This is a genomic window from Bradyrhizobium sp. cir1, from assembly GCF_014198245.1.
GTDB lineage: Bacteria > Pseudomonadota > Alphaproteobacteria > Rhizobiales > Xanthobacteraceae > Bradyrhizobium.
In genome coordinates this window covers 178,051-192,736 of record NZ_JACIHE010000008.1, presented here as the reverse complement: position 1 = coordinate 192,736, position 14,686 = coordinate 178,051, and the positions used below count along the sequence as shown (strand labels likewise).

Here is a 14,686-nt window from a genome sequence, read left to right as displayed (position 1 = left end):
CCTCCTTGAGGTGAGCTCTGCGAGAAGCATCATTCGACGACCAAGCCGGTCTGGGCGCGAACATGCTGCGCGCCGAACGATGCGCGGACCGAGGCAGCCGCTGCGCTGCGATCCAACATCGACACCGCCCAAGACACAGCAAAGGCCAGAGGAACCGAGACGAGGGCCGGATTGTCGTAGGGAAACGGCGCCGGCCCGAGCTTGAACGTGGCGGTCCATGCGCCGGGGCTGAGAGCGACCAACCCGACCGATGCCAACAGGCCAGCGAGCGATCCGCATACTGCTCCCCGCGTCGTGAGATCGGGCCAGACGATCGAGAGAAGTATGATTGGGAAATTCGCGCTGGCGGCAATCGCGAACACCAGCCCTACCATGAACGCGATGTTCTGGTTCTCGAACAGGATGCCCAGCCCCATCGAAAGCACGCTGATTCCGACTGCGGCGGCCTTCGAGACAAGCACTTCCTCGCGTTCGCCCGCAAGACCTCTGCGGATCACGCGCGCATAGAGATCATGGCTCGCCGCCGAAGCGCCCGCGAGTGTCAGCCCGGATACGACGGCCAGGATGGTCGCGAACGCCACCGCCGAGATGAATCCGAGCAGGAGCGACCCGCCCACGGCGTCCGCCAGATGCAGGGCGACCATGTTGACGCCCCCAAGCAGATCACCCGACGCATCGCGAAACAGGGGATTCGCCGAAACGATCGCAATGGCGCCGAAGCCGAGCACGAACAGCAGGCTATAGAAGATGGAGATGAACCCCGTTGCGACCAGAACCGACGTGCGAGCCTGACGGGCATCGCTCACGGTGAAGAAGCGCATAAGGATGTGAGGCAGCCCGGCCGTACCGAAGATCAGGGCCAATCCGAGAGAGATCGCCGATATCGGATCCTTGACCAGTCCGCCGGGGGCCATGATCGCGTCGGCCTTCGGGTGCAAGATGATCGCCTCTCGGAAGAGAGCCTCCAGGCTGAAACCGAAGTGTCCGAGGATCAGGATCGACATCAGCACCGAGCCCGACATCAACAGCAGGGCTTTGATGATCTGCACCCAGGTCGTCGCCAGCATGCCGCCGAACGTCACATAAACCATCATGAGCCCACCCACGATGCCGACCGCGTAGATATAAGGTAGCCCGAACAACAGCTGGATCAGCTTGCCGGCGCCCACCAGCTGGGCGATGAGATAGAAGACCACAATCACGAGGGTGTTCACACTCGCGACGGCCCTCACCGGCACCTCTGACAGCCGATAGGCCGCGACGTCGGCGAATGTGTAACGGCCGAGATTGCGCAACGGCTCGGCAATCAGGAACAGGATCATCGGGAAGCCGACGAGAAAGCCGATCGCGTAGATCATGCCGTCGTAGCCCGAGCTGTAGACGAGAGCCGTGACTCCCAGGAATGTCGCCGCCGAGGTGTAGTCGCCGGCGATCGCAAGCCCATTCTGGACGCCCGTGAGCCCGGCGCCGGCGGCATAGAAGTCTTTCGCCGTGCTTGTCCCCCTTCTCGCCGCCCACCATGTGATCGCGAGACTAACTGCGACAAAGCCGAGGAACATGGTGATCGCCGTCGCATTCAATGATTGCCGCGCGTTGACAGCTGAAGCCAGCGCGTCAGCTGCTGCAGGGTCTGAAAGAAGGACCAATGCGGTCGCAAACAAAGCTCCACAACCCGAGCGCGACATCATCGCAGGTCCTCCAGAAGAAGCTGACTGAGCTGATCGAAACGGGAATTGGCCCGCCGGACATAGACGGCGGTGAGAATGAAGCCGAGCGCGATCAGACCGACGCCGATCAACACGCCCCAAGTGATCACGGTACCATCCCATAGTGGGCGCCCGAGCAACCGGGGCCAGAATGCGATGGTCAGGATGTAGGCGAAATAGGCGGCGGCCATGACGATCGACATACCCACGCCAAGGCGTGCACGTTCGCGCGCAAGCTGATTGAACGCGGGATGGGTCTGGATGACTTGCAAATCCATTGGTCTCCTGTCCTCCATTTTTTGAATCCTGTTAGGCGGCGATGCCCGCCGCGACGGCGGTCTCCGTCATCACTGCCTCGGGGCTGCGATGCCGCTCCGCCATCGCCCGTTCCTCGGCGGTGGCAATCTGCGCCTGCATGTACGCGCCGAGATCGCGGGCACGACGGACGACCGCGGCTCCGAACGGAAGCCGCATCGACTCGAATTTCGCAAGCGCCGCGGGCAAATCGGCCGGGTGCGCTCGCAAAGCATCAGCCAGCGCTGCCGCGTCGGCGGCGGCCTTCGTCACTCCCATTCCGACATGGGGCCTGGCCACGAACGCGGCATCACCCAGGATCACCGTTCGGGATCCCAGCGCCATGCGCGGTGTCTCGAGATCCAGAATGGCCTGGATGAACGGCTGAGGGGTAAGGCGAACGACCTCGGCGAATTGCGGTGCAAGCAATTGCTCCGCGTCCCGACGCATTGAGGCGATCACCTCGGATCGAATCCTGGTCGGCGGAATGGACAGTTCGTGCCGGACGCCGTCAATGTCCGTCAGCAAATCTGACAAGCCATGGTCGGCGTCGGCCGGGCGGTACCAAACAAAATTGAAGCGACGCTCGCCGACATCCATCTCTTCGTTGGCGCCGGCGACGGGATAGCCGAGCATTTGCTCGCCCGGAGGGAGGCTGAAGGCGAACCAATCGCACAATTCTGCGCGCGTCCGAGACGACAGGTCTCGCTCATTGACGAGGCCACGCCACGCGACATAGCCCGCGTAGGCAGGACGGACCTTGGCCGCAAGCTGGGCCCTGACGCACGAAAATATACCATCCGCGCCGATCAGCAGATCTCCTGAAACCTCCGAGCCGTCGGAGAAACGCGCCACCACGCGATCGCCAAGCTCGGCAACCTCCGCAAGGTTTTTGCCGTGATGATAGTGCTCTGCCGGGAGCGCTGCCTTCAGAAGCCCATAGAGGTGTCCCCACGAAGTTAGGACCTGCCGCAGCCCGAGTTCGCCCACGATGCGGCCGCTCCGGTCCAGCACCCGCCGTCCTGGGACAACGACTCCGACGGCGGCGGCGTCGGTATCGATACCCGCCCTGCCCAGGACCTCGAACAGTTCACGATGGGTCACGATGCCCGCGCCACGGCCTGCCAGTTCGGCGCCGATACGCTCGTACACATCGACGTTCCAGCCTTGCCGCCGCAATAGCAACGCGGCGAACAGTCCGGCCATGGACCCTCCAACCACCAGCGCTTTCGGCTGTGCCCCTTGGCTCCAACGATGGTCACTCAAGAGCGACCTCCCTTTTGCAATCGTTATTTATCGATCGATCAATTATCGGGATGTCATTGACGCAAGTCAACGGCTATTTATCGTTCGATAAACAAACCGTGATGGCCGCGCCCCGATCGGCTGCGACGGCAAATCGGTGTATGAAGTTTCGAAGGCACTCAAACTGACGAATCAGATGTGAAGCAGCGCAGCAAAGCGGGTCACCGGACGCCGATCCGAGAGCAGCAGAGACTGGACCCGTCGGAGCGGGAAGCCATTATCGCGCGAGAAGCCGTCACGTTTTTCGCCGAGTACGGGTTCGAGGGGCAGACCCGCGAACTCGCAAAGCGGCTGCACATTACCCAGCCCCTGCTCTATCGCTACTTTCCGAGCAAGGAAGCTCTCATCGAGCGGGTCTATCAGGACGTTTTCGTCGAGCGCTGGAAGCCGTCCTGGGAGAAAATCATCACCGACCGCTCGGTACCCCTGAAGGCGAGGCTAGTCCGTTTCTATCGCGAATATGCCGCAGTCATTCTCACCTACGAGTGGATCCGCTTGTTCATGTTCGCGGGCCTGAAGGATCTCGGATTGAATGCCCGCTATCTCAAAATGCTGCGCGAGCGCGCGTTCGAGAAGGTCATTGAGGAAATCAGGGTCGAGTATGGACGCCCCTCGACTGGCGAACTCCCGGTCACCGATCTCGAAATCGAGATGGTGTGGGGACTCCACGCAGCGATCTTCTACCTCGGCGTGCGCCAATTCATCTACTCGATGCCCCTCGAAACGGACGTCAATTCCATCATCGATGCAAAAATAGCAACCTTCCTGAATGGCTTTCGCTCCGTTCTGCCGGCGAAGGGCTAGCTAGGTCCGGGAGGCGCGTCTGCCGTCTTATTCGAAGCGCAAATCGGATGTTGAGTGTATCGGCAGGCCGTGCATCTACCGCGCCTTCAAACCTCCATTCAGCCTTCCGATCGGACGGCGACCGCTCTCTTGATTCGGGCCGCAGTGAACGGAAGTTCGTACATTCGAACACCGGTCGCATCCCTGATCGCATTGGCGATCGCGGCTCCGGCAGGCCCCTGTGCGGCCTCAGCGACACCATAGAAGGCGTCGCCCGGACGATCTATCAGGCGGACTTCGACGGACTCCGGGACGCTGTCAAACCGCATGATCGGATAGGCCGACCAATCGACCGATGTGACGCGGGTGCGATCGAACGTCACACGTTCGAAAAGCGTCCAGCTCATCGACTGCAAGATGCCGCCTTCAATCTGATTGCGGATACCGTCCGGGTTCACGACCTGCCCGGTGTCCACCGCCGCCACGATGCGACGGACGCGAACGACGCCACTCTGACGCGGCACCTCGATCTCGACTGCCACGGCACACCAGGCCTCGAGATTCTTGTAACGTGCAAAGCCAAATCCGAATCCGGTGCTCTCCGAACGCTTGACCCGCCCAGCCCAGCCGAAACGCGATGCCGCCGTTTCGATGACCTCACGCGCACGAGGGTCTTCGATGTGCCGAAGCCGAAACGTCACGGGATCTTGGCCCGAGCGAGCCGCCAATTCATCGAGGACGCTCTCGATCGAAAGGACGTTAAGGTAGCCTCCCAGAGAGCGCATGGAGGATCCGCGCAAGGGCATGTCAGGCAGAAAGTGACTAACCACCTTTGAGTTCGGGATCTCGTAAAGCGGAATGGCATTCCGGTCGCCGCCGCCCTCAGGCTGGGCCAGCGCAACGGGCGGCGCCGGCGGAAAGGCGTCGGCTTTCAGTCGGGCAGCAATCAGCGCCCCGGGAGGGCCAGGCCGCATCATATGCGACTGGCTCCAAACCTCGTGGCGCCAATCCGCAATCGCACCGTCCCCCCCGACTGTCGCCCTGAGCTTGACCACCATACCCGGCCCGAATGGGTCCCACGCGTGCTCCTGTTCACGCATCAGCTGGACCCTGACCGGACGACCGGGCATCGCGAGGGCAAGCATCGCCGCATCGGCCGCCGCGTCGTCGGCGCCGTTATGGCCGTAGCAACCGGAGCCCTCTGCGTGGATGCAGCGCACATTCTCGGCAGGCATCCGCAGCATGCCCGCGATCGCGTCGCGTAGGAAAAACACGCCTTGCGTATGGGTCCAAACCGTAAGCTTCCCGTCCCCGAATTGCGCAATCGCGCAGGACGGTCCGATCGAACCGTGCGTAAGATAGGGTCTGCTGAAGGTCCCCTCGACCAGAATTCCGGGCTCACCCGGATTTCCTGTGTCGTGAATCGTCGTGTCGTGCGAGGGCAGCTTCATCAGAGCGGCCGGCAAGTCCGCGCTGTCCGGAAGGGCTTGCTGCTCGATCCAGGTCGTGGTTGCCGCGAGGGTTCGCATTCCCTGGATCGCAGTCCATTCCCGGTCTGCAAGCACGCCGAGGAAGTTGCCGTCCCGCACGACCTTGACGATCCCGCCCATTTGCTCGACCTGCGCGACGTCACAGTCCCGCAATGTGGCGCCATAACTCGGCGGGCGAACGACGCGACCGTGCAGCATCCCCTCGGGGCGCAGGTCCTGGACGTAGGCTGCTCCACCCGTCACCTTGGCCGGAATATCGATCCGCGGCACGGGTTGGTTCATCACAACGAAATCTGCCGGCGAAGTCAAATGCGAGGTCTGCTGTGCGTCGACCGTGAGCATCTGATCGCGGACCAGTTCGCCGTAGCCCAGGCGCATGCGGTTCGGGCCGAATACCTCGCCGTTGCGGATCTGCAGCGAGGTAGCGGGCACGCCGAGTCGGCGGGCTGCCTCGTCCCGGAGTATTTCGCGCGCCTGCGCCGCCGCATGCCGAATTGCGGTGCCGGAATCCTGCATCGAGTGGCTGGCGGCCGTGTAGCCCTCATTGGGCGTCCGCGCAGTGTCGGCCGTGATCAGCGATAGCCGCGCAAGGGGCAACTTGAGCTCCTCTGCCGCGACCTGAAGCAGCGCAGTCTTGAGGCCCTGTCCAAGTTCGGCTTTGCCGGTGAGGATCGTAGCGGCGCCCGAGGCGTCGATGCGGATCCAGGCGTCGATCCTCGGAGTGTCGTCGAGGCTTCCGGGCAAACCGTGCTTCGAGGGTTTTCCACCCGTACCGGTTTCGGTCTGTGCATGTGCTCCGGAAAGCCGGAAGGCGATGATGAGCGCGCCGGCGCCCGCCAATACGCCGCGTCGCGAGACGGCATGCGTCATCGTCTTGTCCTTGCGTCGGCAGTCTTCAGCTTCATCTCTTCTGCGGCCCGCCGGATCGCACGCAGAATGCGCATATGTGTTCCGCATCGGCAGAGATGAGGCTGAAGTTCGCCCTTGATCGACTCGTCGGTGGCATGCGGGTCGCGATTCAGCAGCGCCTGGGCGCGCATAATCATGCCGGGAATACAATAGCCGCATTGTGCCGCCTGCTCGGCAAGGAAGGCACGCTGCATTGGGCCAGGCGCATCCGGACTTCCAAGTCCTTCGAGCGTCGTGATCGTCCGCCCTTCCAACAGCATCACCGGCGTTATGCAGGAGAAAATGGCCTTGCCGTCGACGATGACCGTGCAAGCTCCGCATTGACCGAGTCCGCAACCATACTTTGCGGCATTCAGCGCGAGCTCGTCCCTGAGGACGTAGAGAAGCGGAGTGTCCGGGCTCGCCTTGATCGATCGGCTCTCGCCGTTAATGGTCAGCGTTGTCATGGCCCTTCACCGAACCTTTTACTCTTTGTTGCCGAGTCCAGTTCACCGGTTACCCTGGCGTCCGCGACCGCTTTACCTATCCCATCCCACTGACTTTTCCCTGCAAACTGGGTTCGCAGATAGTTGGCGAGATCCGATATCTGCCGGTCGCCGAGAACGTCGCCAAAGCCGGGCATGATCGGATGCGCAGAGCCGCCGGTGGACGCTGGTATTCCCCGCACAACAAGGTTGACCAGGTTTGCGGGCGTCTCGCCCCCAATGGCGGTGGAGAGACCAAGTCTTACGCCGCCCAGCGGCAAGGCTCTGTCGCCTTCGTGGCACGACGCACAAACAGCGGCATAGATCGCTCCGCCGGAGTCGGATGGAATAGAAGGCGTGGCCGCCTGAATGCCCGCGGCTTGCGGCAGGCGGCCCGGACCGGAAGGAGCTGTCTCCACATCCTTCCGTCCTTCGCCCTTGCCGAGCGAGGCAAGATAGTGGGCCATTGCGCTTACGTCCGTGGAGTCGACAAGGGACAAATTGTCAACCACGTTCGCCATGGGGCCCTGAGCCGTCCCATGCTGGGGATGCGAGCCACGTGCAAGATAGTCCGTCAGCGCAGCCTCGTCCCACGGGACGGGCGATTGCGAGCGTCGGCCGAGCGCGTAGGCGCGCCAACCTTCGGCTTCGCCTCCTTCGAAACTGGCCGATGCCTTTTCCGCCCCAAGCAGATTGCGCGGAGAATGACAGGCGCCGCAATGCCCCAGTCCGTCGACCAAATACTTTCCCCTGTTCCACTTCTCATCCTTCGAAGAGTCAGCGACGAAACGCACCTGACGCAGAAACATCAGCTTCCAGCCGGCGAGTGTCAGGCGAACATTGAGAGGAAACGGGAGTTCGTTCGGAGGCGCCGACGACCTGACTGGATCGATCGACATGAAGAAGGCATACATCGCCTTCGCATCATCATCCGACACGCGTGTGAAGTGATCGTATGGGAACGCTGGGTAAAGGTGGCGGCCTTCGCGATCCACGCCGGACCGCAGAGCACGAATGAACGCCGCCTCCGACCATCGCCCAATGCCGGTTTCCGGATCGGGCGTGATGTTGGTGGAGTAGATCGTTCCGAAGGGCGTGGGCATCGCAAGCCCCCCGGCGTAGGGGAGTCCGCCGGGTGCCGTATGACACGTGGCACAGTCTCCGAGCAGAGCAAGGCTCGCTCCACGACGCGCCTTCGCCCGATCCGGGGCTCCGGCTGACCGTGAATCGATGGAAGGAATCGGCGCTTCCCAAGCATAGAGAAGTGCCGCCGTCCCGCCGATCGCTCCAATCACAAGCAGTGCGAGCAGAACGGACCTAAGCTTCATCGGTCTCCCCTCCTGGATGCGAACGCCATATCAGACCGGTCCAGGCGACATCTTTTCAGTTTCGTGCGCGACTTGCACAATCTCTCGATCACGGCTCGACGAGCCAATCCAAAGCGTGCGCACGGAATCCAATACGCCCGCTCGTCCGCGGCGTAGGGATCGAAGACTCTCTCGCCTGAAGAACGAGCGTGCGGCCAAGACAGCTGTTGCGGCGATTGCCGAGACCATCGTGGCCATGTGCAGATGCCGCCATTTGCACATGGGAGCCATTCATCTTTGACGACCCCTAGTTATTTATCGATTGATAATTAACATTGGTGACGCTGAGGTCAAGAACCGGCGCGTTGAACCGAGCTTGCGTACCGACGAAAAGAGGATTTGCCGCCATGTCCACATCAACGATCGCGACTGACCAACAGGCCTCCGCGCTCACGCGTGCACGCATCTTCGCGATGGCGGTCTGCGCGGGCATCGCCGTCGCGAACATCTACTACAATCAGCCTCTGCTCGGCCTGATCGAGGCAAATTATCCGAACTCCTCGGCCATCGGTCTCATACCCACGGCCACACAGTTCGGTTACGCGGTCGGCCTCCTCTTTTTGGTTCCCTTGGGTGACCTTGTCGAGAGACGCCGTCTCATCGCCGTACAATTCGTCGTTCTTGCAGCGGCTCTTGCGTTCGCTGCCATCGCTCCGACCACGCTGGCGTTGATCGCGGCGTCGCTCTTGCTGGGCGTAGCGGCCACTGTGGCTCAACAGATCGTCCCATTCGCTGCAACGCTTGCCGATAACCGGACGAGAGGCGCCGCGGTCGGAACGGTGGTGAGCGGTATCTTAGGTGGCATTCTGCTCAGCCGCACGATAGCCGGCTTCGTCGGATCGCATTTCGGATGGCGGGAGATGTTTTGGCTCGGCGTCCCTTTGGCGCTCGGCGCCGCCGCGCTGGTCCGTTTGACCTTGCCGCGCCACCATGCGACGCAAAGTATCGGATACACTGACGCGCTGCGTTCGCTCATCCACCTGCTCGTCGAGGAGCCGGCGCTTCGACTGGCGGCAGCGACACAAGCGATGCTGTTTGCTTCATTCATCGCCTTCTGGACCGTCCTGTCTCTCCATCTTCAAGAGCCCAAATTCGGACTCGGACCGGAGATCGCTGGCCTGTTCGGCGTGATCGGGGCGTCAGGGATCCTCGCTGCGCCTCTCGCGGGTCGGGTCGCCGATAAGCGGGGGCCTCACATGGTGGTTGCGATTGCTGCCGCCATCTCCCTTTTCTCATGGGTCGTATTCGCGAGCTGGAACGCCGTCGCGGGATTGGTCGTCGGGGTTGTGCTGCTCGACGCGGGGGTGAACGCAGCGCTCGTGTCAAATCAGCACCTGATTTTCGCCCTCCGCCCGGAGGCACGAAGCAGGCTCAACACCGTGTTCATGACGGCGATGTTCATCGGCGGTTCGCTCGGATCCCTCGGGGCGAGCTGGGCCTATACCCACTCCTCATGGCTCGGCGTCTGCGGTTATGGCGCCGCGCTTGCGACGGCGGGTCTGCTGCTGCAGTTGCCGACGCTTTCATCCCGAATCGGAAATTCATCGCGCCACTGACGCCACGCCGGGTTCTCTCAATAATTGTCATGGCAAAGTTGGTCACCCGGCAGGCAGATCGAATCCGGGAGCGCGCGCTATCGATCCGGTGCCGCGCAATCGCTGGTCGCGCGAGGATGGCGCCGACTAGCCCGGTCGACCGGCACCAGATCCCAACCTCAAAGGAGTATAGACATGGCGGGTCTTTTTGATCGGACGACCCTGGGTGATCTCGATCTCGCGAACAGGATAGTCATGGCCCCAATGACGCGGTCGCGTGCCGACCAGCGCGGCGTCATCAATCCTACCGCGTCGGAATACTACGCAGCGCGGACGAGCGCCGGCTTAATCATAAGCGAAGGCATTAACGTTGGACCGATGTCCAATGCCTTCGACCATACGCCCGGTCTCTGGACCGAGGAACAGACCGAGGGATGGAAAGCGGTCGTCGATCGGATCCACGAAAAAGGGGGGCGCGTTGTCGCGCAACTCTGGCACGCCGGACGCGCGAGCGCGCGTGGCCTGCTGTCCGACAAGCAACCGCTGTCGCCGTCGGGCGTGAACGACGACCTGGATCGGCTGCAGGTGTGGGCGCTGCTTGCCAACGGCGCATACGTGCGGATCGCGGCTACGCCGTCGCGCGCGATGACACTCGGAGAGGTCCAAGGCGTCGTCAACGAATTCAGACTGGCGGCCGCCAACGCCGTTCGCGCAGGGTTCGACGGCGTGGAAATCCATGGCGCCAATGGTTATTTGATCCACCAGTTTCTATCCCCGACGATCAACCTGCGAACCGACGACTACGGCGGGAGCGCCGAAAGACGATCCAGGCTGCTTCAGGAAATCGTCTCGGCGATTGCCGAGGTCATGCCGCGTTCGCGGATAGGACTGCGGCTATCGCCGTTCGCAGACTACAACAGCGCTCGCGACCCAAAACCAGAAGATACCTATGGGCAAATCGCGCCTCTGTTGCAGGCCGCCGGGCTCGCATATCTGCATCTTGCCGATACCAACGCCTGGACGGGAGCACCGGATTACGAAAGGATGCTTCCAATCTTCCGCGGACGCTATCGCGGACCACTCATCGTCAATGCGAGCATCACCCCCGAGCACGCCGCCCGGATCGTCAGTTCCGGAGAGGCGGACGCTATCGCCTTCGGCCGCCTCTTTCTCGCCAATCCGGATCTTCCGGCACGGATTCGGGCTGGTGGTCCCTACAATGCCCCCAAACCGTTCGGGATATACGGTGGTTCGGATTCCGGTTATCTCGACTATTCGCTGCTCGAGACCATCAACGGAAAGGCCGCTGCGCGAGCTTGATGCCGGCAGAACAGCGCAGGCAGTCGTCATCCCGCGAGGCCGTACACGGACATCCGGGCGGAGACTCCTCGCAACTGGTGCTCGCCGAGGTGCTCGACATCGGCAACATGTCCAGCGACGGCTTCCGTCATGAGCAGGTCCCGACCTATCGTCTTGGTGAGCGCTTCCACGCGGCAGGCCTCATTGACGGCTGCGCCAATGACCGTGAAGTCCAGTCGATCCGGAGCACCGACGTTGCCGAAAAAGACCTCACCCTCATGAAGGACGATACCCGCCCGGAGCTCGGGGCGGGCTCCAGCGTCGGACACGGCCCGGATTGTCCGATTGGAAGTTTCGAGGCTGGCGATTGCCTCTTTCGCCGCCGAGACGGCCGCGCGCGACGCTTCGGCGACCCCCACCGTCACTGGAAAGACAGCGAGCATCCCGTCGCCGATGAACTTGAGGGTTTCACCGCCGTGGGCGGCCACGGCGCTCGCCATCGCTTCGAAGTAGGCGTTGAGCAGCACGAGCATCTCGGCCGGGGCCAGAACGTCCGACATCTTGGTGAAATTTCTGAGATCCGAGACCCAAATCACGGCGCGAATCGAGTCTCCCGCGCCGCGCTTGATCGCTCCTTCGAGCACCTTGGCGGCAGCGCCGTAGCCAAGATAGGCGCCCAACGCATTTTCGGAGATCTTCAACTCGCTGTGCCGCTGCACGTGCAAGGCGAACAGCTTGAAGAGGCGTGTCAGGGAATCGATCTCCGCCTCGGCGAAGCCGCCGGCCATTTTCGTCGCAATGGTGATCACGTTGCGCGTATCCAGGCCGGATAAGGGGATCGCCAAGTAGTCGGTCATGCCGGCGGACGCGAGCTCGATCATGATGGGAAATTCGGCCTGCGCCGACGGCTCATTCGGCGCTCGCCGAATCGTTTCGCCGGTCTCGACGATTCGTTGCAGCGGATTGAGCTTGTAGGCGTCAGAATCGATCGCCGCGTCGGCGACCCGCACTTCGTCGCAGAAGCCGTCATCGATGTTCCAGACCCACGCGAAGCCAACGAGTTGAGGGTGGAGCGTTCCGATATGCAAGGTCAGACGATCGACCGAAGAGCCGGCGGCCTTCATCCGACGGATCAGCTTGACCAGCAGGTCGATCATTTGCCGTTCGGCGGAGGCCCCTTCCAGCAGCCAGATTTCGATCTCGGCAAATGTGTCCATGTTCCCGGTGGCAACCGAGATGGGGCCGGCCCGACGCACGAACGAGACCGACGAGGGATAAGATCGAGGCGACGGATCAGGAGTACTGCCGGCCATCTCAATTGCCTCGCTCATTGGCCTTGCGCCCGACGCGTTCGACGAGGAAATCGATGAAGTACCGCACCTCGATCGACATTTGTCTGGCCCAACCTGTTCGCCAGATCGCTCCCGCCGCGTCACTTCGGTTCCGCGGTGGCAAGAAACACCGCCGGCAGCGCGATCAGCGGAGGCAGCACGAAACACCACGTCCCAAATTTCGCGTAGAGACAGGCGCCAGCGGCGCAGCCAAGAGCGAAGGCCGCCACGCTCGCCGCCATCTTGCCAAGGCGAGGCGTGGCGACGGCCAACACGGAAGCCGGTGCGCCGCGCAAAAAGTCCGCGACATCGATCATGATCTGGGTGGTCGTGCCCGTCATGAGCGTGCTCGGAGGCTCGGTGCTCATGTGGATGCGGTGCGCGGCATTCTGAATGGCCATGGCGGCGACCAGAATCATGCCGGTGCAGATCGCCTGCCAGCTATCGCCTTGGACGAACGGCCCAAAGTAGACGGCACATGCACCGCCCGCCGCCAGAAGTATCATCTTGATGGCGAGCATCGAGCGAAAAATCGGCAGCCCGATTGCCGGCAGAAAGAAGCTGAACATCCGAGTGGTGATTACCACCACGCAAAAGACCGGCAGAGCGAGAAGCTTCGCGACTCCGCCCGATGTCCCAAGCACCATGGCAGCTCCGAAGGTGACGAAATTGCCGGTGACGTGCGCGGTGAACAGCCCCTGGAGCGCCAGGAATCCGCCAGTATCCACGAACCCGGCGTTGAAGCTCATCAGAAGCGGAAGCAGGAGTATTTGCCGCGGCATCTCACCAACCGTACTGAAGCTGGACACCCAGATAGTTGCTGGTGTGACCACCAGCGCGGAGGATCGTGTCGCCGACGTCGAAATGCACCGCCTCGATGGCTCCCGTGAGATGGTCGTTGAACGCGTAGTCGACGCGGAGCTGTCCGTATGCTCCCGTCCAATTGCTTCCCTTGCCGGCGGTCCCCGCGATCGGCACGTTGGGCTGGACGTAGATGGCATCGGCCGTCGTCTCGCGCCATTGCAGGCCGATGGCGCCCATCACCTTCAGCCGGCTCGCCGGACTGATGGTGATGGATGGCTTGAGATGTACCAGGTTCACATAGCCCGTATAGCCGGCGAGCGTGAAGTAGTAGCCGTTCGGGAACAGCGGATTGAACGTTCCCAACGCTCCGTCTCCGGGACTATGGTCGCCGGATGCGGCGTCGACCTGAAGGCCGACGCGCGGCTGCCAGGGCGCGCTGACGAAGGTGTAGCCCGTCCGCGCGCCGACGGCCCAGGCGCGAATGTCCTTCGTCCCCACTTGGCCCGCCTGTCCCATGGCCTCGAGATCCCAATCGAAATTTTGCGCGTTGCCCGCGAAGCGAACATCGAAGACGTGGCGGTGCTCGTCGCCAAAAGCGTCCAGGTACTTGGCGCCGTTGCGTTCGTAGAGCGAATAGTAGCCGGAGAGCTCTTTGTCACCGAACACCTTGCGCTCGACCCTGAGCGTGCTGAAGCGGAAGTTGTCGTTCGACGTGTCGTCGAAGGGACGGACATCGAAGTATTGGACGGGACGGCTGACGAAGCCGATGAACCGCCAGGCGCCGGTCTCCCAGTCGGCCCAGATGGCATCGAACGACTGCCGGACGTTGGGCCCGTCTCGGGAAGATACGAAACGCTGCAGATCGAACGCGAAGTCCTGCCGCCCGACGCGTGCCTTCAGCGTTCCGCCCGAGAACGTATTGACGTATTCCAGGAAGGCGAGACGAAGATCGAGCCTATCCTGATCGACCGGGGAGATGCTCGTCTTGTCGAATGCGCGATCGTCCTCCAGCTGCACGAACGCACGCCAGTTTTCGTTGAAGTGGACGTCGGCATGGACCTGCAACCGTTGCAGGAAGTACCCGTCAGACGGCGTGTTGCCGGTGCCGAAGCCCGCTGCGTTGTTGCTCTCGAAACGCTCGCGCAGCGTAGCGCCCAACGAGATGTAGCTCTTCGGGTCGGTGGCCCAAAGCGGGATGTACTTGAGCTCATCGAACGGCTCGGTCCGCAGCCTGGGATCGGCAAGGACCGACCAGTCCTCCGCCCAGCGGTTTGCCTGGATAGTGGGCCTCTTCGGGAGCGAGGCATCGCCGTCCTCGGCCCGCGCGACGCCTGCGGCAAGGCTCACAAGCACCGGCAGGACCCAGAAGCTACGCAGTTCGATCCGTGCCGGCATCGGC

12 protein-coding genes are annotated in these 14,686 nt (G+C 62.3%); 3 read left to right on the top strand and 9 right to left on the bottom strand.

Annotation, left to right across the window (positions count from 1 at the left end; all coding sequences use genetic code 11):
• Nucleotides 1–29: 29 nt before the first annotated feature.
• The 3 genes from actP to GGD63_RS18685 are packed head-to-tail and all read right to left on the bottom strand — an operon-like array spanning nucleotide 30 to nucleotide 3,266.
• The gene (gene actP, locus GGD63_RS18695) at nucleotides 30–1,685 is read right to left on the bottom strand and encodes a cation/acetate symporter ActP (protein WP_210315879.1); all 1,656 of its coding nucleotides are present in this window, start codon (nucleotides 1,683–1,685) and stop codon (nucleotides 30–32) included.
• Nucleotides 1,685–1,984, bottom strand: a complete 300-nt coding sequence (locus GGD63_RS18690) for a DUF485 domain-containing protein (RefSeq protein ID WP_183244531.1) — start codon at nucleotides 1,982–1,984, stop codon at nucleotides 1,685–1,687. The genes actP and GGD63_RS18690 overlap by 1 nt, the downstream gene beginning before the upstream one ends.
• A gap of 31 nt (nucleotides 1,985–2,015) precedes the next feature.
• Complete coding sequence (locus GGD63_RS18685; protein WP_183244529.1) at nucleotides 2,016–3,266, bottom strand: FAD binding domain-containing protein; 1,251 nt, start codon at nucleotides 3,264–3,266, stop codon at nucleotides 2,016–2,018.
• Nucleotides 3,267–3,443: 177 nt separating this feature from the next.
• Between GGD63_RS18685 and GGD63_RS18680 the strand changes: the two genes are divergently transcribed.
• Nucleotides 3,444–4,109 carry a TetR/AcrR family transcriptional regulator gene (locus GGD63_RS18680; RefSeq protein WP_183244527.1) on the top strand — a complete coding sequence of 222 codons (666 nt, stop codon included), beginning with the start codon at nucleotides 3,444–3,446 and terminating at the stop codon, nucleotides 4,107–4,109.
• A gap of 98 nt (nucleotides 4,110–4,207) precedes the next feature.
• Here GGD63_RS18680 and GGD63_RS18675 read toward each other — a convergent pair whose 3' ends face one another.
• Genes GGD63_RS18675 through GGD63_RS18665 form a run of 3 tightly spaced genes read right to left on the bottom strand, consistent with a single transcriptional unit; the run spans nucleotide 4,208 to nucleotide 8,279 of the window.
• Nucleotides 4,208–6,448, bottom strand: a complete 2,241-nt coding sequence (locus GGD63_RS18675) for a molybdopterin cofactor-binding domain-containing protein (protein WP_183244525.1) — start codon at nucleotides 6,446–6,448, stop codon at nucleotides 4,208–4,210.
• Nucleotides 6,445–6,933 (bottom strand): (2Fe-2S)-binding protein, encoded by a 489-nt coding sequence (locus GGD63_RS18670; protein ID WP_183244523.1) that lies wholly within the window; start codon nucleotides 6,931–6,933, stop codon nucleotides 6,445–6,447. The genes GGD63_RS18675 and GGD63_RS18670 overlap by 4 nt, the downstream gene beginning before the upstream one ends.
• On the bottom strand, nucleotides 6,930–8,279 hold the full coding sequence (locus GGD63_RS18665; RefSeq protein WP_183244521.1) for a cytochrome c: 1,350 nt from the start codon (nucleotides 8,277–8,279) through the stop codon (nucleotides 6,930–6,932). Before GGD63_RS18665 ends, GGD63_RS18670 begins: the two co-directional genes overlap by 4 nt.
• A gap of 386 nt (nucleotides 8,280–8,665) precedes the next feature.
• Between GGD63_RS18665 and GGD63_RS18660 the strand changes: the two genes are divergently transcribed.
• Both GGD63_RS18660 and GGD63_RS18655 read left to right on the top strand, forming a co-directional pair.
• Nucleotides 8,666–9,874 carry an MFS transporter gene (locus tag GGD63_RS18660; protein ID WP_183244519.1) on the top strand — a complete coding sequence of 403 codons (1,209 nt, stop codon included), beginning with the start codon at nucleotides 8,666–8,668 and terminating at the stop codon, nucleotides 9,872–9,874.
• Between the two features lie 174 nt (nucleotides 9,875–10,048).
• Nucleotides 10,049–11,173, top strand: coding sequence for an alkene reductase (locus GGD63_RS18655; RefSeq protein WP_183244517.1), 1,125 nt, complete (start codon nucleotides 10,049–10,051; stop codon nucleotides 11,171–11,173).
• A gap of 26 nt (nucleotides 11,174–11,199) precedes the next feature.
• On the opposite strand, the gene GGD63_RS18650 is transcribed toward GGD63_RS18655, so the two are convergent.
• The 3 genes from GGD63_RS18650 to GGD63_RS18640 form a co-directional block, all read right to left on the bottom strand.
• Nucleotides 11,200–12,483: an adenylate/guanylate cyclase domain-containing protein gene (locus GGD63_RS18650; protein ID WP_246785544.1), complete on the bottom strand. Its 1,284-nt coding sequence runs from the start codon at nucleotides 12,481–12,483 to the stop codon at nucleotides 11,200–11,202.
• Nucleotides 12,484–12,584: 101 nt separating this feature from the next.
• Nucleotides 12,585–13,265, bottom strand: a complete 681-nt coding sequence (locus tag GGD63_RS18645; protein ID WP_183244738.1) for a YoaK family protein — start codon at nucleotides 13,263–13,265, stop codon at nucleotides 12,585–12,587.
• A 1-nt stretch (nucleotide 13,266) separates the two neighbouring features.
• Complete coding sequence (locus GGD63_RS18640) at nucleotides 13,267–14,682, bottom strand: alginate export family protein (RefSeq protein WP_183244515.1); 1,416 nt, start codon at nucleotides 14,680–14,682, stop codon at nucleotides 13,267–13,269.
• Between the last annotated feature and the right edge of the window lie 4 nt (nucleotides 14,683–14,686).

Excerpts from the sequence above, each read along its gene's own strand:
- actP (WP_210315879.1), bottom strand. The coding sequence starts at position 1,685 with ATGTCGCGCTCGGGTTGTGGAGCTTTGTTTGCGACCGCATTGGTCCTT.
- GGD63_RS18690 (WP_183244531.1), bottom strand. The coding sequence starts at position 1,984 with ATGGATTTGCAAGTCATCCAGACCCATCCCGCGTTCAATCAGCTTGCG.
- GGD63_RS18675 (WP_183244525.1), bottom strand. The coding sequence starts at position 6,448 with ATGACGCATGCCGTCTCGCGACGCGGCGTATTGGCGGGCGCCGGCGCG.
- GGD63_RS18670 (WP_183244523.1), bottom strand. The coding sequence starts at position 6,933 with ATGACAACGCTGACCATTAACGGCGAGAGCCGATCGATCAAGGCGAGC.
- GGD63_RS18665 (WP_183244521.1), bottom strand. The coding sequence starts at position 8,279 with ATGAAGCTTAGGTCCGTTCTGCTCGCACTGCTTGTGATTGGAGCGATC.
- GGD63_RS18660 (WP_183244519.1), top strand. The coding sequence starts at position 8,666 with ATGTCCACATCAACGATCGCGACTGACCAACAGGCCTCCGCGCTCACG.
- GGD63_RS18655 (WP_183244517.1), top strand. The coding sequence starts at position 10,049 with ATGGCGGGTCTTTTTGATCGGACGACCCTGGGTGATCTCGATCTCGCG.
- GGD63_RS18650 (WP_246785544.1), bottom strand. The coding sequence starts at position 12,483 with ATGAGCGAGGCAATTGAGATGGCCGGCAGTACTCCTGATCCGTCGCCT.
- GGD63_RS18645 (WP_183244738.1), bottom strand. The coding sequence starts at position 13,265 with ATGCCGCGGCAAATACTCCTGCTTCCGCTTCTGATGAGCTTCAACGCC.
- GGD63_RS18640 (WP_183244515.1), bottom strand. The coding sequence starts at position 14,682 with ATGCCGGCACGGATCGAACTGCGTAGCTTCTGGGTCCTGCCGGTGCTT.